Genomic DNA, 22,094 nt, shown 5'->3' on the forward strand with positions numbered 1-22,094 from the left:
GCCAGAGCCAGAGCCAGAGCGCCAATTTTCGAGTCACCACTCAAGCTACGCAGAAATACGCGCGGCTGAGTTTGAGGTTCCTAACCTTGAAGATGTTCAGAAACTACTCAGCCGTTTAGAGGCGACCAATGTTGTTGATGAACTGAACCTTGATGAGTTGATGGATCAGAACACCCAGAAAATCGCCCAGCAAGCAGACATGCAAATGTTTGATGCCGCGGTTGAGTCTGTTCAAGTGTTCGAAGAGCCAGAGATTCAGGATTGGAATCTTCCAGAACCCGATTTATCAATTGTTGTAGAGCCACCTGTTGAATCGCAGCAAATTGAAGAGTTACAAGCTGAATCGTTGGAGACGGAACAAGTAGAAGTTAAGGCTGTTGAGCCTGAACTTGACGTTCCTGATCCCGAGACAGTTATTGAACCCGAAACTCAAGCAGGAGGTGCTGACCAGTTTACCTCTTGGGAAAGTACGGTTCGCAAAGAAGACTTTCAAGTCTTGTATTTTGATGTAAACGGCGTGACCTTTGCGGTGCCACTTGATGAGCTTGGCGGCATCCATCGCCTTGAAGAGTTAAGTCATATCATTGGTAAGCCAGCTTGGTATTTGGGTTTACAAACCAACCGTGATAGTCAGCTAGATGTGGTCGACACCGCAAAATGGGTGATGTCTGAGAAACTATCAGGTGACGAATACAAAGAAAACTATCAATATATAGTGATGCTTGGAGAGAGCTTGTGGGGCCTGGCGGGCACAGAGCTCAAAGGCACCGAGCTACTTAATACAGACAAAGTACGTTGGCGAGAAATGGCAGGGAAACGCCCATGGCTCGCTGGTATGGTAAAAGAAAAAATGTGTGCTTTGATTCATGTTGAAGCATTAATCGCCATGCTAAACGCAGGGCTAGATGTAAAAGCATTAAGCTAGTAATAAGCATTGGGCTAACAATAAGCATCAAGTTAATAATAGTGGTCGGTAACGACGGCAAGAGGATTATCTATGTCTCATATGAGTGAAGTTGAAGTAAGAAAAGAGCAAACGAATGATGAAGTACTTCAATGGGTGACTTTCCAGCTAGAAGAAGAAACTTACGGCATCAACGTAATGCAAGTACGTGAAGTACTACGTTACAGCGAAATTGCTCCAGTACCGGGTGCTCCAGATTACGTTCTAGGTATTATTAACCTACGTGGTAACGTTGTTACTGTTATCGACACTCGTTCTCGCTTTGGTTTGATGCAAGGTGAAATCACAGACAACACTCGTATCATCGTTATTGAATCTGAGCGTCAAGTAATTGGCATTCTAGTAGATAGCGTTGCTGAAGTGGTTTACCTGCGTTCTTCTGAAATCGACACAACGCCAAGTGTTGGTACTGATGAAAGTGCTAAGTTCATCCAAGGTGTAAGTAACCGAGATGGCAAGCTACTTATCTTAGTAGATCTAAACAAACTACTAAGCGAAGACGAATGGGATGAGATGGCTCACCTGTAATGTTTGAAGCGCTTCCTTTAAGCCCTGTCGCTCTGATATCAGGCGTTGGGGTTTTTACGTTATTTATCCTGATTTTGATTAGCAAAGTAAAACGTGCGATTCAAAAGCAGCTCGATCAGTCACGCCTGCAAGTTCGTAACTTGGACAAAGAGCTTCAAAAATCGAGTAAGCAATTACTTGAGGTTCGCTCTGTTGTGGTTGGTCTTGGCCAGAAAGTGACGGAACAACAAGATCTTATCAAACATTTGAATGAACGTATTGTTGAGCTGGAACATGCGGATACCGATGGACGTTTGTACACACGTGCAACGAAAATGGTTCAGCTTGGCGCTGGGATTAACGAGTTAATTGAAGAATGTGAATTACCCAAAGCAGAAGCTGAGCTGATGATGTCTCTGCAGAACAAGCTTGCTGGTAAAGAGAAAATTCCTTCATTACGAAGCGACCCTTCATCGTACGATCAGCAACCCGATGCCTCTCGCGATCGCAGAGACCCGCCTCGACGTCGTTAAATTGAGCGCTTAATTCGTATTGAGCAATTGATGTTTATTACGTATTCCTCTTAAAAGAAGCTTCGGCTTCTTTTTTTATGCCTGTCCGATCTATATAGAACGATGTTTATAAGTGCTTGTATCTACGACAATATCTTGTTTGTTGATGAAAATGTGTAAATTGTGATGAGGTGGTAACAGTTTCTTACCGACTTTGTTCTATCGAAAACGCCTAGTCCTGTTTTGTCACCATGTTGGTGTGCTACTATAGCGCTCTCATTACTCGACTAAATTTACCTATGCTAGAAGTCTCAAATTTAACTGCTATTCGTGACGACAGGATTCTGTTTGAATCGTTGTCTTTTCAATTGAAACCAGGTGAGCTGGTTCAAGTTGAAGGTCGTAACGGTACCGGGAAAACGACACTCCTTAGGATTATTACTGGCTTAGGCGATCGCGATGACGGCACTATCTCTTGGGACGGTGAGTCTATTGAATCGAGTCGAGATGTTTATCATCAAAATTTACTTTTTCTTGGTCACCAAACAGGCGTAAAGCGCGAGCTTAGTGCTTATGAGAATCTGAGCTTTTATCAGTCGATTCACAGTGGCGGTACCAGCAAAGAAGAGCTTTACCACGCGCTGGCTCAAGTCGGGCTTGCGGGCAGAGAAGACGTACCTGCGGGGCAACTTTCAGCAGGCCAACAACGCCGAGTTGCGTTGGCTCGCCTTTGGTTGAGCAAGCAAATGTTGTGGATTCTTGATGAGCCGCTGACTGCCATTGATAAGCAGGGCGTGAAAGTTCTCGAATCTCTTTTTTCTCAGCATGCAGACAACGGTGGCATTGTGTTGTTAACCACACACCAAGATATGTTTGCTGATAGCCCGAAACTAAGAAAAATAAAGTTGGGTGAGTAATATGATCTCTTCAATGACCACGATTATCCGACGCGAACTGCTTATCGCGTTTCGACGTCAAGCGGATATCTTTAACCCTTTGTGGTTCTTCATCATTGTTATCACGCTTTTCCCTTTGAGTATTGGCCCAGAGCCAAACCTACTTGCGCGTATTGCTGCGGGTATTGTTTGGGTGGCCGCTTTGCTCTCTGCATTGCTCTCTTTAGAGCGTCTTTTCCGTGATGATTTTCAAGATGGCGCCCTTGAACAGATGATGCTGATGCCAATCCCGTTGCAGTTGGTAGTATTGTCCAAAGTCATAGCACACTGGTTGTTGACCGGGTTACCATTGATTTTAATCAGCCCATTATTGGCTGTTTTGTTGTCTTTAGATTTTGATACATGGCTCTCAGTTGTGTTGACCTTGCTGGTAGGAACACCTGCATTGAGTTTTATTGGTGCGATTGGTGTTGCGTTAACCGTTGGGTTACAGAAGGGCGGAGTCCTGTTAAGCCTGTTAATCTTGCCGCTTTACATCCCCATTTTAATCTTCGCGACGTCAGCAATTGACGCTGCGGCTTTGGGCGTTGCATACAACGGTCAATTGGCGGTGCTTGGGGCAATGTTAATGGGTGCGATGACTATGACGCCTTTTGCGATCAGTGCCGCACTTAGAGTAAGTGTGAACTGATTGGGGTTCCGTTATCGTATAGCCAATGTGAACCAAATGTGTCGATTGGACTCATAGAGTCAATAAAACTGAAAGCAAGACAAATAAAATTATTATAATTATAGCTTTAATAGCTGTAAGCAATATGAAGTAAGAGTGAGATTACAACATGTGGAAATGGCTCCATCCCTATGCCAAAGCAGAAACCTCTTATCAGCTTGCTGGTAAACTTTTGCCATGGTTTTCGATCCTAGCGCTATTGTGTCTATCCGTCGGTACCGTGTGGGGGCTTGCATTTGCGCCTTCTGATTACCAACAAGGCGATAGCTTCCGTATCATCTACATCCATGTTCCGTCTGCAATCTGGTCGATGGGCGTTTACATGTCGATGGCGATTGCTGCCTTTATCGGTTTGGTATGGCAGGTAAGGCTATCAGACATGGCCGCACTGGCGATGGCACCGATTGGCGCTGTGTTTACCTTCATTGCGTTACTAACTGGCGCAGTTTGGGGTAAACCAATGTGGGGTGCTTGGTGGGTTTGGGATGCGCGTTTAACCTCAGAGCTGATTCTTCTATTCCTATACTTGGGTGTGATCGCACTACACCACGCTTTTGACGACCAAAAAACAGCAGCGAAAGCGGCGGGTATCTTGGCTATCGTAGGCGTGATTAACCTCCCTATCATTCACTTCTCTGTAGAGTGGTGGAATACACTTCATCAAGGCGCGACCATTACTAAGTTCGCAAAACCTTCGATCTCAAGTGACATGCTATGGCCGCTTCTTCTTAACATCTTCGGCTTCGCCTTTTTCTTTGGTGCTGTGACTATGGTTCGTTTCCGTAACGAAATCATCAGTAAAGAGAGTCACCGTCCATGGGTTCGCAAGCTTGCGGCCGAAAAAGCGTAGTAGGGTAGGTAATTATGTATTTTGAATCTTTGAGTGATTTCTTTGCCATGGGGGGCTACGCCTCATATGTATGGAGTGCATTTGGAATCACATTTCTCGCGATGATCATTTTACTGGTCGTAAGCGTTCGTCGTGGTAAGCAATTACTAAATGAAGTACAAGCTAAGATTGATCGTCAGGCTCGTATCGATGCAGCAAAAAATATGGAGAACACTCTATGAACCCAAGACGTAAAAAGAGGCTGGGCATTGTCTTAGCGATCTTTTTTGGTATCAGTGCGACTGTTGGATTGATGGTTTATGCACTTAACCAGAACATGGATCTGTTCTACACACCAACTGAGCTGGTCAACGGCAAAGATGGTAAAAAACCTGAAGTTGGTCAACGCCTACGTATTGGTGGCATGGTCGTAGTCGGCTCTGTAAGCCGTGACAATGAATCACTACGTGTAAGCTTTGATTTGCAAGATGTAGGCCCTAAAGTAACGATTCTATACGATGGCATCCTTCCTGATCTTTTCCGTGAAGGCCAAGGTATTGTTGCTCAGGGTGTGCTTAAAAATGCAACGACAATCGAAGCGTTTGAGGTGTTGGCAAAGCACGATGAAGAGTACATGCCTTCTGAAGTTGCGGAAGCAATGAAGAAAACCCATGAGCCTTTGCAATACACGACTGAACAAAAAGAAGGAAATGCTCAATGATAGCCGAGATCGGCCATTTTGCGATGATCCTGTCCTTGGGACTTGCATTGCTGCTAAGCGTGCTCCCATTGTATGGAGCCGCTCGAAATAACACATTATTGATGAACAGCGCACGACCGTTGTCGTGGGGTATGTTCGGATTCTTAGCGATTTCGTTCTTTATCTTGTGTTACGCGTTCTACACCAATGATTTTACGATTCAATACGTAGCAAGTAACTCGAATAGCCAACTGCCTTGGTACTACCGAATTACGGCGGTTTGGGGCGCTCACGAAGGTTCATTACTGCTTTGGGTTCTTATCCAAGCGGGTTGGACAGTTGCAGTAGCGACATTCAGTCGTGGTATGCCTCAAGAGTCTGTGGCTCGTGTTTTGGCTATCATGGGTCTGATTACTGTCGGCTTCTTGCTGTTCATTATCGTGACGTCTAACCCGTTCTTACGTACATTGCCTTTCTTCCCTGTTGATGGCCGTGACCTGAACCCACTACTGCAAGATCCGGGTTTGATTATTCACCCGCCAATGCTTTACATGGGTTATGTAGGTTTCTCTGTTGCGTTCTCTTTCGCAATCGCTTCTCTAATGAGTGGTCGTCTTGATACGGCATGGGCTCGTTGGTCGCGTCCTTGGACAATCGCAGCTTGGTTATTCCTAACGGTAGGTATCGCACTAGGTTCATGGTGGGCTTACTACGAACTTGGCTGGGGTGGCTGGTGGTTCTGGGATCCAGTAGAAAACGCTTCATTCATGCCTTGGTTGGCTGGTACTGCTCTAATGCACTCACTAGCGGTAACTGAGAAGCGTGGCACATTTAAAGCTTGGACAGTACTGCTGGCTATCTCTGCATTCTCGCTAAGCTTACTAGGGACATTCTTAGTTCGTTCGGGCATCTTGGTATCGGTTCACGCATTCGCGTCGGATCCTGCTCGTGGTATGTTTATTCTAGGTTTCCTAGTCTTTGTTATCGGTGGCTCACTGCTGTTGTTTGCTATTAAAGGCGCATCGGTTCGTGTTCGCGGTAACTTCGATCTGGTTTCTCGTGAAAACGCACTGCTTGGTAACAACATCTTACTGATTGCAGCGCTTGTCGTTGTGTTAGTAGGTACGCTACTGCCATTAGTTCACAAACAGTTAGGCTTGGGCTCGGTATCTATCGGTGCACCATTCTTTGATATGTTGTTCTTCTGGTTAATGATCCCGTTCTCGTTCCTGCTTGGTATCGGTCCTCTGATCCGATGGAAACGTGACAACCTGTCTAAGCTTGTTAAACCAATGCTGATTTCAGGTGCACTCTCACTTGGCTTGAGTGCGCTAATGGTTGCTCTACTGGCTGACCGCTTCAGTGGTACTGCGTTTGCTGGTTGGGTAATGGCGTTCTGGATCATCTTCATGCACGGCTTTGAGCTGCATGAGCGTGCGACTCACCGTCATACATTCTTGAAAGGTCTAACTAAGCTACCTCGTAGCCACTGGGCAATGATGTGTGGTCACATAGGTTTAGCCGTGACAGTGATTGGTATCGCGATGGTGCAAAACTACAGCATCGAACGTGATGTACGTCTGGCGCCAGGTGAAAGCTACCAGCTTGAAGAATACAGCTTCCTGTTTACAGGGGTTCGTGACAAAGATGGTCCTAACTACGATGGTTACATTGCTGACTTTGAAATTACTAAAGAAGGCAAATACATCAACACGCTTCACGCTGAAAAACGTTTCTACACCACAGCTAAGTCTATGATGACAGAAGCAGCGATTGACCGTGGCGTAACGCGCGACCTTTACATTGCAATGGGTGAACGTTTAGACGACAACAAATCTTGGGCTGTACGTATCTACTACAAACCATTTGTACGTTGGATCTGGGCAGGTTCTTTGATTATGTCGATTGGTGGCGCTATTGCTATCAGTGACCGTCGTTACCGTTTCCGTAAGCCAATCAAAAAGTCGGCTGAAGAGCAGGAGGCTTAATTCGAATGAACAAGAAGATTTTATTCATTCCATTGATTGCGTTCATGGTTCTAGCTGGAATCTTTGCAACGCAATTAATGCGCAACCAGTCGGGCGATGACCCAACTAAGCTAGAATCCGTATTGATTGGTAAGCCTGTTCCTGAGTTTGGTCTAGAAGACTTAGAACAACCAGGTAAGTTTCATGATCAAGCGATCTTTAAAGGCGAGCCACTGCTTCTTAACGTGTGGGCGACTTGGTGTCCTACTTGTTATGCAGAGCACTCTTACCTGAACAAGCTTGCGGATCAAGGCGTTAAGATCATTGGTCTTAACTACAAAGATGATCGCAACAAAGCGGTTGGTTGGCTAAAAGAGTTGGGTAACCCGTACCTAATTAGCCTGTTTGATGGTAATGGCATGCTAGGCCTTGACCTTGGCGTGTATGGCGCGCCTGAAACTTTCCTAATCGATGCTAACGGCGTAGTTCGCTACCGCCATGTTGGTGACGTGAACCCAACCAACTGGGCATCGACGCTTGAGCCGATGTATCAAGAGTTGTTGGAGGAATCGAAATGATTAGAAAGGCACTGATTACTCTATTCGCTACGTTCGCAATTTCAGCGACTGTTTCTGCTGCACCTATCGAGTTCCATGAATTTGATACCGTAGATCAAGAACAGCAGTTCAAAGAGTTGAGTAATACGCTACGTTGCCCTAAATGTCAGAACAACACGATTGGTGATTCGAATGCTGAGCTAGCGGTCGACTTACGCCAAAAAGTGTACGAGATGACAAAAGACGGCAAGTCTGAGCAAGAAATTATTGATTACATGATTGCTCGTTACGGTAACTTTGTAACGTACAACCCGCCACTGACCTTAGCTACATCGATCCTTTGGATTGGTCCGTTTGCGGTTGTTGTGTTTGGATTTGGTTTGATTATTTTACGAAGCAGAAAGTCAAAATCAAAAGCAGCAGTAGAGTCAGATAAATACTGGGATGCAGACAAAGAAGCTCGCTTAAAAGCGTTACTCGATGAAGAGAACGACGGAGATAAGAAGTAATGACTCTATTTTGGATTTCTACCATTATCCTTTCGCTAGCGGCAATTTTCTTAATTGTTCTGCCTTTCATTAACAAGAAGGCAAACAATGACGAAATGCTTCGCGACGAGTTGAACAAAGCATTCTATAAAGACCGTCTTGTCGAGTTAGAAGTAGAAGCAGAGGAAGGTCTTGTTGATAACCAACAAGAACTGATCGATGATTTGAAACAGTCTCTGCTTGATGATGTTCCTGCACAAGAAGAGATGAAGAAGACTCAAATCTCTACGCTTGGTGTGGTTGTACCGTCGATCATCCTTGTCGTCGTTGTGACTTATGGTATGTACTTTAAGTTCGGTGCGTTGGACAAAGTTCAACACTGGCAAGAAGTGAGCTCGAACCTTCCTGAATTGTCTAAAAAGCTAATGTCATCGGAAGGTGGTGCACTAACGGATGATGAGTTGGAAGATTTGACTCTAGCGCTTCGTACTCGTCTGCATTACCAACCAAAAGATTCAACAGGTTGGTTGCTACTCGGTCGTATTGCACTGGCTAACCGCGACGCTGAAACAGCAAAAGATTCTATGGAACGAGCTTACAAGCTTGAACCTAAGAATGAAGATGTTCAGTTAGGTTTCGCACAAGCACTGATGCTTTCTCCTGATGAAGCTGATCAAAACCAAGCTCGTTTGATTTTGAGCCGTTTGATTCAAAACGATTACGTTGACCTTCGTGTGTTCTCACTGCTTGCGTTTGATGCGTTTGAGCGTCAAGACTACCCAGGTGCGGTGAAGTACTGGAGCATCATGCAGCAGATGATTGGTCCACAAGACAGTCGCTATGAAATGCTTTCGCGCAGTATTGAAAGTGCTCAGAAGAAAATGGGCGACAATATGGGTGTCGACCAAGGTAAGACTGTTGCTGTAACGCTCGATCTATCTGCAGACGTGAATGCTGACCCTAACTCAGTGTTAATTGTTTCAGTACACAGAGCAGATGGTTCTCCAATGCCTATCGCAGCCGCTCGTTACCCACTAGGGACTTTCCCTCGTACTGTTGTTCTAGATGACGGCAACAGCATGCTGGAAGGACAAGAGCTGTCTAGCCTTGAAACTCTGATGGTTAGAGCTAGGCTTGATACAGACGGCAACGTTTCAACTCGCGAAGGCGATTGGTACGGTGAAAGTGAAGTGGTTGAACTGGGTGCTCCAGTTACCATTGATATCAATAAGCAATATTAATCACCACTTTGCATAGGTGTTAGCTATTCCGATTTGCAGATAAACGGTATAGACTTAGCCAAACAATTGAGGCCAGCGATTGCTGGCCTTTTTTATTATTTGAATTCCTTATGGAAAAGGTGATATGTCTGTCAGTGTTTTAAGACTCTCGAGTTTACTTTTTATCGCAAGCTTAACGGTTGGGTGTTCAAGTGCGCCGGACGAAAGTGTTGACGATGATAACCTCGAAACCTCTGAATACGTCGAAGAGTCCCACCCGAATGATCCTTTTGAAGGCTTCAACCGAGCGATGTGGGATATCAACTACGAATATCTAGATCCTTATTTAGTTCGCCCTGTTTCCCTCGCTTATGTTGACTACACCCCTGTGCCAGTACGTTCTGGTATATCCAATTTTCTAGCCAACTTAGACGAACCATCAAGCATGGTGAATAACCTTATTATGGGCAATGGTGAAAAAGCACTCGACCATTTCAATCGTTTTTGGATTAACTCAACGATTGGTTTGTTAGGCTTAATCGATATTGCTAGCGAAGCTGGGATCACCAAGTACGATGATAAGTCGTTCTCTGATGCGATTGGTCATTACGGGGTAGGAAATGGTCCGTACTTCATGGTACCGGGTTATGGCCCAGTAACAACGCGCGAAGTGACTGAAACCGTTGATGGTATGTATATGCCTCTGTCTTTCTTGAACTTCTGGGCTAGCTTAGGAAAGTGGGCATTCGAAGGCATGGAAACTCGTGCTCAGTTAGTTTCTCAAGAAGCTCTGTTGGATGACTCGCCAGATCCATATGCTCTGACTCGTGAAGTTTACATTCAACGTCGTGACTTTAAAGCCGAAATCGAACCGGAAGAAGTCGATCTTGAAGAAGAAGATTTCATTGACGGATACCTAGAAGATTACTAGATATAAGATTTTGAATAACTGATAAAAGAAAGGCTCGATGTTGAAAATAACATCGAGCCTTTTTAATGCTTTCTACTTTTAGGGAGGTAGATTAGAAGCGGTAGTTAGCTTGGATACCTACTAGCCAGATGCTACCTGTTACTTCACCTTCGAAGTCACCACCAAATGGTGCAGAACTTGCGTCATCTTCAACCATTTTTGCGTCTTTAGCTAGAATGTAAGTGAAGCCAGCATCTAGAGTTAGTTGCTCAGACCATTGATATCCAGCACCAATGCTTAACCAAGTGCGGTCTGTTTCTGGGATCGTTGCCGTACGGTGCTCATCGCTTACCGCTGAAGTATCGTATGCGATACCAGAGCGTAGAGCTAACTTAGGCGTCATTTGGTAAGTAGTACCAAGAGCAAAGCGGTAGTTATCTTCCCAGTTCTCTTGCTTGATATCTTGAGTTCGAGCAGGACCGAATTCAGGGATGTCAGCTACTAGTTCTTTAAAGCTGCTCCAGTTAGTCCAGTTAACGCTCGCATGTACAGCGACCTTATCTGATAGTTGATGGAAGCTTGCTAGCTCGGCGGTAGCTGGCAATGCAAGTTGCATTGAGCCGTTATATTTTGACTTCACAGGAGTACCTAAAGCGCCAGCAACAGCATCAAAAGCGACACCATTTGCGTGGCCTTCAAGCGTTAGGTCTACTTCTGACTTGTAGGTAAAACCAAGGCGGTTGTTTTCATTGATCTGCCAAGCGGTACCAACTTGCCAGCCCCACGCTGTGTCATCACCTTCCATGTATTTTAAAGCTGTACCTTGAGGCATAGGAACTAGAGAGTTAACTGTAGATACCGCTCCAAAGCTACCTTCAGCCATGATGTAACGAATACCACCACCAATAGATACGCTTTCAAGTACTTGGTAAGCCGCGTTTAGGTTTAGCTCCATCGTAGTAACACTTGCTTCGTTACCGTGGTTTGCGCCACCAAAGTCTTTACCTAGGTCTGTTTCCATACCGTAGTTAGTGCCAGCAGCAAAGCCTAATGCGAACTTGTCGTTGTACTTATGAGAAACATAAAAGTTTGGGATTACTGCACTGTGCGCAAAATCGCTAGAATTTGACGAAGTAGATTGTCCCATCATGGACGTAGAAGTACCGTCGATATCGATGTTAGGGTCAACATAGATAGCACCAACAGAAACCTGAGTACCTTCTAGGTAAGTCAGCATGGCAGGGTTACGCCATTGTGCGTCTGCGCCGTCAGCCATTGCAGCTTCACCAGCGTATGCGCGGCCAAGGCCTGTTGCTGAGTATTCTGCTAGTTGAAAACCTGCCGCGTGAGTGACGGTAGAAGTCGAAAGTAGTCCAACTGCCACTGCAGCAGATAGAAGAGTCTTATTCATTTTCATTATTATGTTCGCTGAATCATAAGTATTTAGTGGCGTGATTCTACGTTTAGAGTCATTACTTTAAAAATGAAATTCGAATAAAACAGTGTTTTAGGGATTTAATGAGTAAATGTGTTTAATTATTAGAGAAATAATCTAAATGTTTCTGCTGTGTTGCGAAGTTTGAGCGTACACTTGTAGTCATATATTGACCTTGCAGGCTACAGTTGTAAGCTTAAATTGATGTAGGTCAGTGGTTTAGGCAATAAAAAAGGGTCGCATTATGCGACCCTTTGAGGTTTATAACCTAGCTTTTATTAGAAGCTACGGCTGTACTGTAGACCCATTAGGATTGCATCTGCACGAGTTGTTGCTGAAATTGACGAAACAACAGAAGTTGATTCATTAACTTTAACATCGTCGCCCATTAAGTATGTGAAACCAAAGTCTACGTTTGACGCTTCGTTGATGTGGTATGTGAAACCAGCTGAGAACCATTGGCGATCTGAATCTGGAACTGAAACTGAAGTGACTTCATCTTGTGCACTTGTGTCATACATGTAGCCGGCACGAAGTGTCCAATCGCGATTCATGTAATATGTACCACCTAGAGAGTAGTGCATACCATTCTGCCATTCGTAATTGTTTAGAACACCTGCTTTGTCTGCTTCTAGCTTGTCAAATGAGCTCCAACCAATCCATTGCACTGAGTAATGAACTGCGAATTTAGTATCTTCAATCTTGTGGAAACCAGAGAACTCAACCATATCAGGTAGAGGCATATGAAGAGTATCATCTTTATATTCAGTGCCTTGGTAGCTGATATCGCCTTCAGCTTCAAGTTTCGGAGAGTAGTGGTAAGCCAAACCAAAACGGTTATTTTCATTTAACTCGAAAACAGTACCAAGGTTAAAGCCCACAGCCCAACCATCCGCTTCAGCATCAAGAACTGTTTGACCTGCTTGTGGCAAGCCTGGGATTGGCGGAGTATTAACTTCCGAGCTCATTGTTCGTTTCAGTTCGCCTTTACCGTAAATAAGGTCAAGGCCTGCACCAAAGCTCCACTGTTTGTTTAGACGGTATGAACCAGCTAAACCAAAGTTAACACTTTTTACATCTGTTAGGCCGCCGTATTCACCACCCACATAGCTATCGCTGAATTCAGTTTTTGTACCGAAGTTAGAATAAGCATTTACACCCCATGCAAATTTATCATTTACTGGAACGATTAGATGAATGTTTGGTGCAATCGAAGTATCGCCAGCATCGTCATAGTCAGCATTGCTAGAATTACCGCCCATGAAGCCTGTGTAAGTAGCATCCTTGACTTCAATCATAGAAGTGATGCTTTCAAAACCAAGAGATAGTTCAGTTTTGTCAAACAGTGCCATTGCCGCAGGGTTACGTGCCATTACTGACGCGTTATCTGCGATTACTGCATCACCAGCGAAAGCACGGCCGATACCGGTAGCTGATTGGGCGTTAAGTTGGAAACCTGCTGCCATCGCTTGCGAAGACGCCAGTGTAATTGTTACTGCTAAAAGAGACTTTTTAAACAGACGCGTGTTGTTGGTAGTCATTCATTTATTCCTTTATATATCCGCCTCTACAGGGCGATTAATTTGAGCAATTGCTCAATGGTGGCTGATCCTATTCGCAAGTATACGATATACAAATCCGACCATTGGGAATTTTGAGTGGAAAATTATGGAAATGACGCCTATCTGGCACGAAAATGGTGTGAAATGCTGTTTTTTAGAGTTTTAACTCTAGAGGTATTGGTGGTGTGAATGGTTTTGTGGTTTATTTATAAATAAAGCCCAGCAATATCAGTAATATAATTGCTGGGCCTTTTGTGACGGGGCTTTAAGAGCGAATTAGCTCATTGGTTTGATCATTTTTGTCAGCTTTTCGGCGATTTTGGAAACATCCTCACCATTTTCACCCACAAGGATTAAGCTGCTGCCATCTACGGGTGTTACCGAGCCGGACATGCCTTTTTCATCAAAATCGATAGGTTTGTCTGTTGGAATACCGGTTAAAAACAGTGTTACTTTGCCTTTTGCGCCTTGGAAGACCATATGTACTGCGTTGGATTTACCAAAGCCACAGTGGTTTAGGTAATAAACATGGTAAGGGAAAGCGTCATCAAACTGAAAAGCAAATGGGTTCATTTTTGCGTTGATCTGCTGCGATGTAACCTGTTCATCGATGCTACTAACAAAGCTCTTCTCATCAACAACATGCTTCATCGCTGTATCAACTAAACTAGCTTGCGCAGGTGAAACGAATGCATTTCCCCAATTCACTTGGCCAACTAATAAACCTGCAACGAATGCTACTGAGGCGGCCATTGCCATTGCTCGTCTCGCAAACGTTGGCCTTACTACTTTGCTTTCTTCGCTTGAGGTCTGATTGAACAGAATACGATCAGCAAGATCGTCTGGCACATCCACATTCATCGCAGAGTGGATCTGTTTATCAAGCGCTAGTACATCTTCTAAGAAGTTACTATTGGCTTCGCTATTCGCGGTCGCATCAACAATATCTTGTGTACGTTGTTTAGGTTCCGACAATACACGACGACGAAATTCCAAATCATCCATTATGTTGCCCCCTCTCTGCCTCTTCTGTATCCAACAGCTCTTTCAACTGATTTCGAGCTCTGAATAAACGTGTCATCACCGTGTTTTTGTTGAGATCGAGAATATCGGCAATCTCATCACCACTAAAACCACCAATCACTTGCAAGAAGAGAGGTTCACGGTAATCAATTTCAAGTTTCATGATCTGGGCTTGCAACCACTGATGCTGATGGTGCGGGTCATCACTGACACTAGCATCGTTACCGTGATCGTCGATATCAACCAGATCAAACTGTTTGCGTTCAAAACGTCGAGCGTTCTCGCGTCTCAAGATGGTAATCAGCCAAGATTTGGCGGCTTTTTCATCTTGAAGGCTATCGAGTGACTTCCATGCACGAAGGCAAGTTTCTTGAACTAAGTCTTCGGCAATGCTTTTGTCTTTGCATAACCAATAGGCGTAGCGAAAGAGGTCACGATGATAGGCGCGCACAAGTGCTTCGTATTTTCTTTGTTTGTCCATATCAGAGTTGACCGGACGCTTGGCTGTTTTCTTTCCAAACATTTTTATTATTGACACACGAGCCTCCATAATTGCTCTGCGTATAGCTGTCCTCTATACGTTGTGCTTCGTTTTTATATTTTTAGAGCTAACGATCGGCAGGAAATCGTAAAATCACATTAAAATTGATCTACTTCAAAATCTAAGGCCTCGAACTCGTTATAGTACACCTTGTCGTCTAGTTAGTCATTCGTGGCTAGCATGTTGAGCAAGACGACACTTCCTTTTGAAGGCTGACTTTACTTTCTCCTAATCAGGAAACTGATTATTTCAATTGGCGCTAAGTTAATTGCTTTATATACATTCCGACCACACAGCTTTGTGTGGTTTTTTTTTGCCTCAAGAAAACCATTCCCTACACAGCGATAACAGTCTTTGCTTACAATAGTTTAGTCTCTTACGACAACCTTTCCCCCAAAAAGGTTCGCCTGAATGCGCAGTTATATTTTCAAACAGTGAGATACTCGTATCACGTTTATTTAAACGCTCGTTTGATTTAATTAACAACTTCTTTACAATACTTCAGGTCAGACCTCTTAACTTTAAGGAGAAACCATGGGCAAACAGGAAGTCAAAACGCGTTCTGGAGAACGTGTTGCCGTTGTCGCTGGATTACGAACCCCATTCGCTCGTCAGAGCACAGAATTTAGCCAAGTGCCTGCGGTCGACTTAGGCAAAATGGTTGTGAGTGAAATGCTTGCAAGAACGGATGTCGATCCTGCGCTTATCGAACAAGTTGTGTTCGGCCAAGTAGTGCAAATGCCAGAAGCGCCGAACATTGCGCGTGAAATCGTGTTGGGCACAGGCATGAACATCAATACCGATGCCTACAGTGTCACACGAGCATGTGCGACCAGCTTCCAATCGGCAGTTAACGTGACCGAAAGCATTATGGCTGGCACGATTGATGTCGGTATTGCGGGCGGTGCGGACTCTTCTTCTGTATTGCCTATCGGTGTTTCGAAAAAGTTAGCGGCAAATCTATTAGCGCTGAGTAAAACGAAAACTATGGGTCAAAAGCTGAAGATTCTTAAAACGCTTTCCGTAAAAGATTTGATGCCAGTACCACCTGCAGTTGCAGAGTACTCGACCGGTTTATCCATGGGACAAACGGCTGAGCAAATGGCTAAGACGCATGGTATTACTCGCGAAGCTCAAGACGCACTTGCTCACCGTTCTCACTCTTTGGCTTCTCAGGCATGGAAAGAAGGCAAGATTAAAGACGAAGTGATGACGGCATTCCCGGCACCTTACAAAAAGTATCTAGCGGAAGACAACAACATTCGCCACGACTCAACGGTTGAAGGATACGCCAAGCTACGTCCTGCTTTTGATAGAAAGTACGGCAGTGTAACGGCAGCCAATGCTACGCCTCTTACCGATGGCGGTGCAGCAGTGATGTTGATGCGCGAAGGTAAAGCGAAAGAACTAGGCTTAGAAGTGCTTGGTTATATTCGTGGTTATGCGTTCTCAGCGATTGGTGTTGAAACAGATATGCTGATGGGCCCGACTTACGCGACCTCACAAGTATTAAAGAACACCGGTTTAGAGTTGTCAGACCTAACACTGATCGAAATGCACGAAGCATTCGCTGCCCAAGTTTTGGCTAACGTGAAAATGTTCGCAAGCGATGAGTTTGCACAGAAGAATCTTGGCCGCGATAAAGCGATCGGTGAGATTGATATGGAGAAGTTCAACGTGCTGGGTAGCTCGATTGCTTACGGACATCCGTTTGCAGCGACTGGCGCACGCATGATGACTCAAACATTACGTGAACTGAAACGTCGCGGTGGCGGCTTGGCACTGAACACAGCGTGTGCGGCTGGTGGTTTAGGTGCAGCAATGATCTTGGAGGTAGAATAATGTCTACGACTCTTGATGCAACAACAGAAAAAGAAACAGTCGCTCAACCAGATTCAACCTCTGCGACTGAATCAACCAAAAAGAAAGCGACAGCATTTACTCTCAATATCGATGAGCAAGATATTGCTTGGTTAGCGATTGATGTACCAAACGAGAAAATGAACACGCTGCAAGCGGCTTTTGCTGAAGAAATGAAAGCCATCTTCGAGCAACTCAAAGAAAAGCAAAGCCGAGTTAAGGGCCTAATCGTTCATTCTCTTAAGCCAGATAACTTTATCGCTGGTGCTGATGTAAGAATGCTTGATGCGTGTAAAACGGCTGACGAAGCACAGTCTCTGGCTCGCCAAGGGCAGGAGATGTTCCAAACGCTTTCTGAACTACCGTACCCAGTAGTCGCAGCGATTCACGGCCCATGTTTAGGTGGTGGTTTAGAGCTTGCACTGGCGTGTGATTACCGTGTATGTACCGATTCAGATAAGACTCGCGTTGGTCTGCCAGAAGTACAGTTAGGTCTGTTACCAGGCTCTGGCGGTACACAGCGTCTACCTCGCCTTATTGGTTTGCTGCCATCTCTTGACCTAATCCTTACGGGTAAGCAACTGCGCGCTAAGAAAGCGAAATCGCTCGGTGTTGTCGATGCTTGTGTGCCTGAAACTATCCTGCTTGAAGTCGCTAAAAGCTTTGTTGAAAAGAATACGGGCAGTAAAAAAGGTAAGCGCCTTGCGTCGAAAAGCCAAGCGTCGACCAAAGAAAAGCTGATTTCACGTAACGGCCTTGGTCGTAAAGTGATTTTTGAACAAGCTTCTAAGAAGACCAATCAGAAAACACGCGGCAATTACCCAGCAGCGGATGCGATTTTAGACGTGATTCGTTATGGCCTTGAGAACGGCTTTGATAAAGGTCTTCAGTATGAAGCGAAGCGTTTCTCAGAACTGGTTATGACTTCAGAGTCTAAAGCCCTTCGTTCGATTTTCTTTGCAACCACGGAAATGAAAAAAGAACACGGCGCAGACGCAGAACCCAAAGCGGTTAAGCGTGTTGGTGTGCTAGGCGGTGGTCTTATGGGCGCAGGCATCAGCCATGTCAGTGTTGCTAAGGCGAAAGTGCCTGTACGCATTAAAGACGTATCAAATGAAGGTGTACTGAACGCGCTTAACTACAACTTCAAGTTGTTCGATAAGCAGCGTAAGCGTCGCATTCTGAGCCGAGCGGGCCTTGAAAGTAAGATGCTTCAACTGTCTGGTGGTATCGACTTTACGAGCTTTAATCACACCGATGTGGTGATTGAAGCGGTATTTGAAGACCTCGACCTTAAGCAGTCAATGGTTGCGGACATCGAAGCCAATGCCAAGCCAGAGACTATTTTCGCGACGAATACGTCTTCATTGCCGATCCATAAGATTGCGGAGAAGGCGCAGCGACCAGAAAACGTGGTCGGTCTTCACTACTTCAGCCCAGCCGAAAAAATGCCGCTAGTAGAAGTTATCCCTCATGAAACTACGTCAGAAGAGACGATTTCGACGGTTGTAGCATTAGCGAAGAAGCAAGGCAAAACGCCGATTGTTGTTAAAGACACGGCTGGTTTCTACGTGAACCGTATTCTTGCTCCGTACATGAATGAAGCCGCGCACTTATTATTGGCAAACGAGCCGATTGAAAAGCTCGATAGCACGTTATTGGACTTTGGTTTCCCGGTTGGTCCTATCACCTTATTAGACGAGGTGGGTGTTGATATCGGCGCGAAGATTATTCCAATTTTAGTGAATGAGCTAGGCGACCGTTTCCAAGGCCCTGATGTGTTCGATATTCTTTTGAATGACAACCGTAAAGGCCGTAAGAGTGGCAAAGGTTTCTACACTTACAAAGGTAAGAAGAAAGAAGTCGATAAGTCAGTTTATAAGCTGCTTAAGCTGCAACCAGATCCTAAGTTGAGCGATAACGATATCGCGATGCGCTGTGTGTTACCTATGCTAAACGAAGCGGTTCGTTGTCTAGACGACGGCATTATCCGCAGCCCTCGTGATGGTGATATCGGTGCGATTTTCGGTATCGGTTTCCCGCCATTCCTAGGTGGTCCGTTCCGTTATATGGATCAAATCGGCATTAAGTCACTGGTTGAGATGATGAACGATTTCGCTAAGAAGTACGGTGATCGTTTCGCGCCATGTGATGGCCTACTGACACGTGCTGGATTGGGTGAGTCTTTCTACAAGTAACTCTCTAACTCATTGATTAAGAAGCCCGTATCAAGCAATTGATGCGGGCTTTTCTGTTTTATGAACGAGTGTGAAAGGAATGAGATTCCCGACTCAGTCGTTCCTCCTTCTCGGGAATGATGATTGAGAGATAAAAAGTAAGTTATTGCGTTGATTAGAAAGGTGGTCAAACACACGTCAATCAAAACTACCGTCATCTCCTAAAGCGACGAAGGAGCGTAATAGGAGATCTGCTTTTGGACTGCATCCAATAAAAAAGGTTGATGCTTTCACATCAACCTTATGATTTTCATTCCAGCTTTATCAGCCTAGCTCAGTATCTTTCGGGCGTAACTGAAACTCATCAATAGAGCCAATTTCAACACCTGCTGACAGCTTCTCTTCCTCATTATGAGCATTACCGTGAGCATGCATAATCAGGCGATTTGCCGTGCGTGGTTTTAGCTGGCTAACCACAAAACGCATCATGTCAGAGCGAGTTAACCCCTTAAGGTCTTCTAATACGCGCTCTCTCTGGTTGAACTCAACATCCTTATTGCCTATCGCAACCCATAAGCGCTGAGCTCGTCCTCGCAAAGTCGTATCTGGTGTCGAAATCTGATTCCAGAGACCGCGTTTACTGCTGTGCCATTGGTAGTCATTAAGCTCCAACAACACCATATAAAAGGCATTGAGGAACTCATCTATTGAGGCTAACAAGTCAGCAGGGGCTGCATTTGGTGATTGCACGTACAACACAATACCTGGGTGTCGGTTTAGTGGCATATTGCCGGTACCGACCATGTAACCTAGCTGCTGCTTGGTTCGTATCTCATGGAAGAAAGTGGCCGACATCAAATGGTTTGCCAGTGAATACAGCGCGATGTTTTTAGGAGAAATATCAGGACATTGGTAATAAACCACGATGGCCGAATCATCTTGGTTACACACCACTTCACGTTGGAAGCTGCCATTTTCACCGAGCATGATGAGCGGACGCAGTGATTCTTCGTAAGCCTGATCTTGAACACGCAGTGCATCTTTTAGCGTTTCAGCCATCTTGTGTGCATCGGCTTTTTTCCAGTCGCCATACACAAACATCTCAACATGAAGTTCCGCCAAGATTGCTTGAACAAAAGAGGAGAGCTCATCGACCTCTATCGTTTCTAAGGCTTCAATTAACACGGAATAGGGCGGGTTATTTGGTTGAAGTATCCCAGTCATTGCATTAAACAACTGCGAAATAGGGCGATCTTGCGACGCGTTGTTCCAGTTTCTGAGCAATTGATGTTTGATGGTTTCGAAGCGTGTTGGACTAAAGTCGCGTGCTTGGAAACGTTCAAGAATCATATTGAGCAGTTGTGGCTGTTTCTCGCTAAACCCGGACAGAGTGAGCGTTACACCGCCCTGATGGGTGTACATGTTGTAGCCCATTCCGGCGATTTCAGCCTGATACGTATCTTTTTCGAGTGAGTCTAAGAACATCTCTACGCACAAGCGTGTTTTAACGATATTTCTTGGGCTAGCAACTGAGTGCGGGCTATCGATAGCGACATACACCACACCTTTAGGAACTCGAAATTGATGGTCTTGCAGGTGCCACAGCTTAAAGCCGTCGAGCTCTTCTAACAGTTGTGGGAACTTAGCGTCACCTTCCAGTTCAGTCGGGTCTAGATCGTAGCAAATAAACGGGTTTTTGCTTGGGAGTTCAAACTGCCAACCGGGGTTAATGCACGTAAAGCATTGAACTTGTTCAGCGCTAAAAGGTGTGACCGAGTAGGGAGTAAAGTACCACTTCGCTTCCCTGTCATACTCGAATCCCTGAGCAACAATGGTCGCTCGCATGTTGTCTACGGTTAAGTAAGGCAGCAAAGAACGCTGTAATTCGTCATCGAAATGCGACATTTTGTAATCGCCATACACCACATCTTGCTCTTGGTAGTGCTGCATGTTGATGACGAGGTGGCTGACGACATCAAGCGGTCTTGCTGGCTCTTGAAAGCGGAAAGCAGACTCTAAAACGGCGCGTTTTTCTAGGTAGCGCCACTCTTCTATGCCTTGTTGTTCGACTAACTTGATGTACTGAAATATCGCTTGGATGATGTTATCGGTTTTGGTTAAACCTTCTATGGTCAATGAGCAACTGACTGTGAAATCACGGTAGTTACTGCCACTCGCGCCACCACCTGCAGAGAGAGATGTTATCCAGCCTTTCTCTTTGAGTTGCATCATCAAACTGCCTTCACCTTCGTAACCTAAAAGGTGGGCAAAGAACGACAAAGGCTTAACGCCGTAGTGTTCGTCCATGCTTGGCATCGGGAAGGTTAAGATCAGTTTGCGCACTTCTTTAATCGGCTCAACGCGGACTTGTACACCCGTACTTAACTCGCCGACAATCGGAACTTCAACCTTTTTGCCTTGTAGGTTGTGATTGGTGATTGAGCTAAAGCGATCCTCAACCCAGCTTTGCATCTCATCTAACGACTGATTGCCAGACAGTGTCAGTGTCATCAAGTCAGCAGAGTATTGTTGCTGGTGGAAAGCCAAGATCTCTTGTCGAATCGTCTCGCCGTTTCTGTCACCCAACGTATCGATATTACCGACAGAAAACTTCGAGAATGGGTGATTGTGATTCACCAGTTCTTTGGTAACTTGGTACAAGCGTCGTGAGTCGTCGTTGAGTTTCATCTTGTATTCGGAGTCAACGGCTTGGCGTTCTTTGTCTAACGCTTCTTCGTTGAAAAGGGGAGCGGTAAAAAATTGGCTGAAGCGATCGAGTGCGGTTTCAAAGGCATTCAATTCAACGTCAAAAAAGAAGCAGGTGTGCTCTGTTCCTGTCCAAGCGTTGTTGCTACCGCCATGCTGGCTGATAAAACTTTGGAACTCTCCGACCTTTGGATACTTTTCAGTTCCCAAAAATAGCATATGCTCTAAGTAGTGAGCTAAACCCTCTCGGTCTGTAGGGTCATCAAAATGCCCCACATTGACGGCTAATGCGGCTGCTGCTTTTTGAGCATTTTGATCCTGAACTAACAGTACACGTAACCCGTTATTTAAGGTTATGTAGCGGTATTGATGTTCATCATTTGGGCTTAAGTGCACAGGAGCATCTCCAGAGAAGGTGGTTTTTAAATTATGTACCCGATGATTCGGCGTGCAAACCTTGTGATCATATTTTGGGATATGAAGTGCTTTTTGGCGATTTCTAAATCACTT

General features: G+C 45.1%; 20 protein-coding genes. 15 read left to right on the top strand and 5 right to left on the bottom strand.

Features of this window, described 5'->3' with window-relative positions:
* The 13 genes from AB4558_RS04155 to AB4558_RS04215 form a co-directional block, all read left to right on the top strand.
* The coding region (locus AB4558_RS04155; protein ID WP_372082571.1) for a chemotaxis protein CheW at nt 1–925 on the top strand (925 nt) is incomplete at its 5' end.
* A 72-nt stretch (nt 926–997) separates the two neighbouring features.
* The gene (locus tag AB4558_RS04160) at nt 998–1,492 is read left to right on the top strand and encodes a chemotaxis protein CheW (protein ID WP_017064109.1); all 495 of its coding nucleotides are present in this window, start codon (nt 998–1,000) and stop codon (nt 1,490–1,492) included.
* On the top strand, nt 1,492–2,004 hold the full coding sequence (locus tag AB4558_RS04165) for a DUF2802 domain-containing protein (protein ID WP_017060660.1): 513 nt from the start codon (nt 1,492–1,494) through the stop codon (nt 2,002–2,004). The genes AB4558_RS04160 and AB4558_RS04165 overlap by 1 nt, the downstream gene beginning before the upstream one ends.
* A 278-nt stretch (nt 2,005–2,282) precedes the next feature.
* Nucleotides 2,283–2,900 carry a cytochrome c biogenesis heme-transporting ATPase CcmA gene (gene ccmA, locus AB4558_RS04170; RefSeq protein WP_017060659.1) on the top strand — a complete coding sequence of 206 codons (618 nt, stop codon included), beginning with the start codon at nt 2,283–2,285 and terminating at the stop codon, nt 2,898–2,900.
* Nucleotide 2,901: 1 nt separating this feature from the next.
* Complete coding sequence (ccmB, locus tag AB4558_RS04175; RefSeq protein ID WP_017060658.1) at nt 2,902–3,570, top strand: heme exporter protein CcmB; 669 nt, start codon at nt 2,902–2,904, stop codon at nt 3,568–3,570.
* 148 nt (nt 3,571–3,718) lie between these two features.
* Nucleotides 3,719–4,459: a heme ABC transporter permease gene (locus AB4558_RS04180; RefSeq protein WP_102332830.1), complete on the top strand. Its 741-nt coding sequence runs from the start codon at nt 3,719–3,721 to the stop codon at nt 4,457–4,459.
* 14 nt (nt 4,460–4,473) lie between these two features.
* The gene (gene ccmD / locus AB4558_RS04185; RefSeq protein WP_009848525.1) at nt 4,474–4,680 is read left to right on the top strand and encodes a heme exporter protein CcmD; all 207 of its coding nucleotides are present in this window, start codon (nt 4,474–4,476) and stop codon (nt 4,678–4,680) included.
* Nucleotides 4,677–5,159, top strand: a complete 483-nt coding sequence (ccmE, locus tag AB4558_RS04190; protein ID WP_017064106.1) for a cytochrome c maturation protein CcmE — start codon at nt 4,677–4,679, stop codon at nt 5,157–5,159. Before ccmD ends, ccmE begins: the two co-directional genes overlap by 4 nt.
* A complete protein-coding gene (locus AB4558_RS04195; RefSeq protein WP_136979573.1) occupies nt 5,156–7,126 on the top strand; it encodes a heme lyase CcmF/NrfE family subunit in 1,971 nt (656 codons plus the stop codon). The genes ccmE and AB4558_RS04195 overlap by 4 nt, the downstream gene beginning before the upstream one ends.
* 5 nt (nt 7,127–7,131) lie before the next feature.
* Complete coding sequence (locus AB4558_RS04200) at nt 7,132–7,683, top strand: DsbE family thiol:disulfide interchange protein (protein ID WP_017060653.1); 552 nt, start codon at nt 7,132–7,134, stop codon at nt 7,681–7,683.
* Entirely contained in the window at nt 7,680–8,171 is a 492-nt protein-coding gene (locus AB4558_RS04205) for a cytochrome c-type biogenesis protein (protein ID WP_372158167.1), read from the top strand. Before AB4558_RS04200 ends, AB4558_RS04205 begins: the two co-directional genes overlap by 4 nt.
* Nucleotides 8,171–9,391, top strand: coding sequence for a c-type cytochrome biogenesis protein CcmI (ccmI, locus tag AB4558_RS04210; protein WP_017064103.1), 1,221 nt, complete (start codon nt 8,171–8,173; stop codon nt 9,389–9,391). Before AB4558_RS04205 ends, ccmI begins: the two co-directional genes overlap by 1 nt.
* Before the next feature lie 124 nt (nt 9,392–9,515).
* Complete coding sequence (locus AB4558_RS04215) at nt 9,516–10,301, top strand: VacJ family lipoprotein (protein WP_372158170.1); 786 nt, start codon at nt 9,516–9,518, stop codon at nt 10,299–10,301.
* Between the two features lie 91 nt (nt 10,302–10,392).
* Here the strand turns inward: AB4558_RS04215 and AB4558_RS04220 are convergent, their stop codons facing one another.
* From AB4558_RS04220 to AB4558_RS04235, 4 genes are all read right to left on the bottom strand, one after another.
* Nucleotides 10,393–11,697 carry an outer membrane protein transport protein gene (locus AB4558_RS04220; RefSeq protein WP_372113795.1) on the bottom strand — a complete coding sequence of 435 codons (1,305 nt, stop codon included), beginning with the start codon at nt 11,695–11,697 and terminating at the stop codon, nt 10,393–10,395.
* Nucleotides 11,698–11,993: 296 nt separating this feature from the next.
* Entirely contained in the window at nt 11,994–13,256 is a 1,263-nt protein-coding gene (locus tag AB4558_RS04225) for an outer membrane protein transport protein (protein WP_102320197.1), read from the bottom strand.
* A 297-nt stretch (nt 13,257–13,553) separates the two neighbouring features.
* Nucleotides 13,554–14,282, bottom strand: coding sequence for a DUF3379 domain-containing protein (locus AB4558_RS04230; protein WP_372073029.1), 729 nt, complete (start codon nt 14,280–14,282; stop codon nt 13,554–13,556).
* The gene (locus AB4558_RS04235; RefSeq protein ID WP_017060646.1) at nt 14,275–14,823 is read right to left on the bottom strand and encodes a sigma-70 family RNA polymerase sigma factor; all 549 of its coding nucleotides are present in this window, start codon (nt 14,821–14,823) and stop codon (nt 14,275–14,277) included. Before AB4558_RS04235 ends, AB4558_RS04230 begins: the two co-directional genes overlap by 8 nt.
* A gap of 552 nt (nt 14,824–15,375) precedes the next feature.
* On the opposite strand from AB4558_RS04235, the gene fadI reads away from it, so the two are divergent.
* Both fadI and fadJ read left to right on the top strand, forming a co-directional pair.
* Complete coding sequence (gene fadI, locus AB4558_RS04240) at nt 15,376–16,683, top strand: acetyl-CoA C-acyltransferase FadI (RefSeq protein ID WP_372073027.1); 1,308 nt, start codon at nt 15,376–15,378, stop codon at nt 16,681–16,683.
* Nucleotides 16,683–18,899: a fatty acid oxidation complex subunit alpha FadJ gene (gene fadJ, locus AB4558_RS04245; RefSeq protein ID WP_102332825.1), complete on the top strand. Its 2,217-nt coding sequence runs from the start codon at nt 16,683–16,685 to the stop codon at nt 18,897–18,899. Before fadI ends, fadJ begins: the two co-directional genes overlap by 1 nt.
* Nucleotides 18,900–19,202: 303 nt before the next feature.
* Here fadJ and AB4558_RS04250 read toward each other — a convergent pair whose 3' ends face one another.
* On the bottom strand, nt 19,203–21,980 hold the full coding sequence (locus tag AB4558_RS04250; RefSeq protein ID WP_017064099.1) for an insulinase family protein: 2,778 nt from the start codon (nt 21,978–21,980) through the stop codon (nt 19,203–19,205).
* Between the last annotated feature and the right edge of the window lie 114 nt (nt 21,981–22,094).

Origin of the sequence: Vibrio sp. 10N.222.51.C5, assembly GCF_041474575.1 — a bacterium.
Lineage (GTDB): Bacteria > Pseudomonadota > Gammaproteobacteria > Enterobacterales > Vibrionaceae > Vibrio > Vibrio crassostreae_C.

Coding starts and splice junctions, on each gene's coding strand:
- ccmE (WP_017064106.1), top strand. CDS start 4,677: ATGAACCCAAGACGTAAAAAGAGGCTGGGCATTGTCTTAGCGATCTTT.
- AB4558_RS04205 (WP_372158167.1), top strand. CDS start 7,680: ATGATTAGAAAGGCACTGATTACTCTATTCGCTACGTTCGCAATTTCA.
- AB4558_RS04195 (WP_136979573.1), top strand. CDS start 5,156: ATGATAGCCGAGATCGGCCATTTTGCGATGATCCTGTCCTTGGGACTT.
- fadJ (WP_102332825.1), top strand. CDS start 16,683: ATGTCTACGACTCTTGATGCAACAACAGAAAAAGAAACAGTCGCTCAA.
- ccmA (WP_017060659.1), top strand. CDS start 2,283: ATGCTAGAAGTCTCAAATTTAACTGCTATTCGTGACGACAGGATTCTG.
- AB4558_RS04230 (WP_372073029.1), bottom strand. CDS start 14,282: ATGGATGATTTGGAATTTCGTCGTCGTGTATTGTCGGAACCTAAACAA.
- AB4558_RS04200 (WP_017060653.1), top strand. CDS start 7,132: ATGAACAAGAAGATTTTATTCATTCCATTGATTGCGTTCATGGTTCTA.
- fadI (WP_372073027.1), top strand. CDS start 15,376: ATGGGCAAACAGGAAGTCAAAACGCGTTCTGGAGAACGTGTTGCCGTT.
- AB4558_RS04225 (WP_102320197.1), bottom strand. CDS start 13,256: ATGACTACCAACAACACGCGTCTGTTTAAAAAGTCTCTTTTAGCAGTA.
- AB4558_RS04180 (WP_102332830.1), top strand. CDS start 3,719: ATGTGGAAATGGCTCCATCCCTATGCCAAAGCAGAAACCTCTTATCAG.
- AB4558_RS04165 (WP_017060660.1), top strand. CDS start 1,492: ATGTTTGAAGCGCTTCCTTTAAGCCCTGTCGCTCTGATATCAGGCGTT.
- AB4558_RS04220 (WP_372113795.1), bottom strand. CDS start 11,697: ATGAAAATGAATAAGACTCTTCTATCTGCTGCAGTGGCAGTTGGACTA.
- AB4558_RS04160 (WP_017064109.1), top strand. CDS start 998: ATGTCTCATATGAGTGAAGTTGAAGTAAGAAAAGAGCAAACGAATGAT.
- ccmD (WP_009848525.1), top strand. CDS start 4,474: ATGTATTTTGAATCTTTGAGTGATTTCTTTGCCATGGGGGGCTACGCC.
- ccmB (WP_017060658.1), top strand. CDS start 2,902: ATGATCTCTTCAATGACCACGATTATCCGACGCGAACTGCTTATCGCG.
- ccmI (WP_017064103.1), top strand. CDS start 8,171: ATGACTCTATTTTGGATTTCTACCATTATCCTTTCGCTAGCGGCAATT.
- AB4558_RS04215 (WP_372158170.1), top strand. CDS start 9,516: ATGTCTGTCAGTGTTTTAAGACTCTCGAGTTTACTTTTTATCGCAAGC.
- AB4558_RS04235 (WP_017060646.1), bottom strand. CDS start 14,823: ATGTTTGGAAAGAAAACAGCCAAGCGTCCGGTCAACTCTGATATGGAC.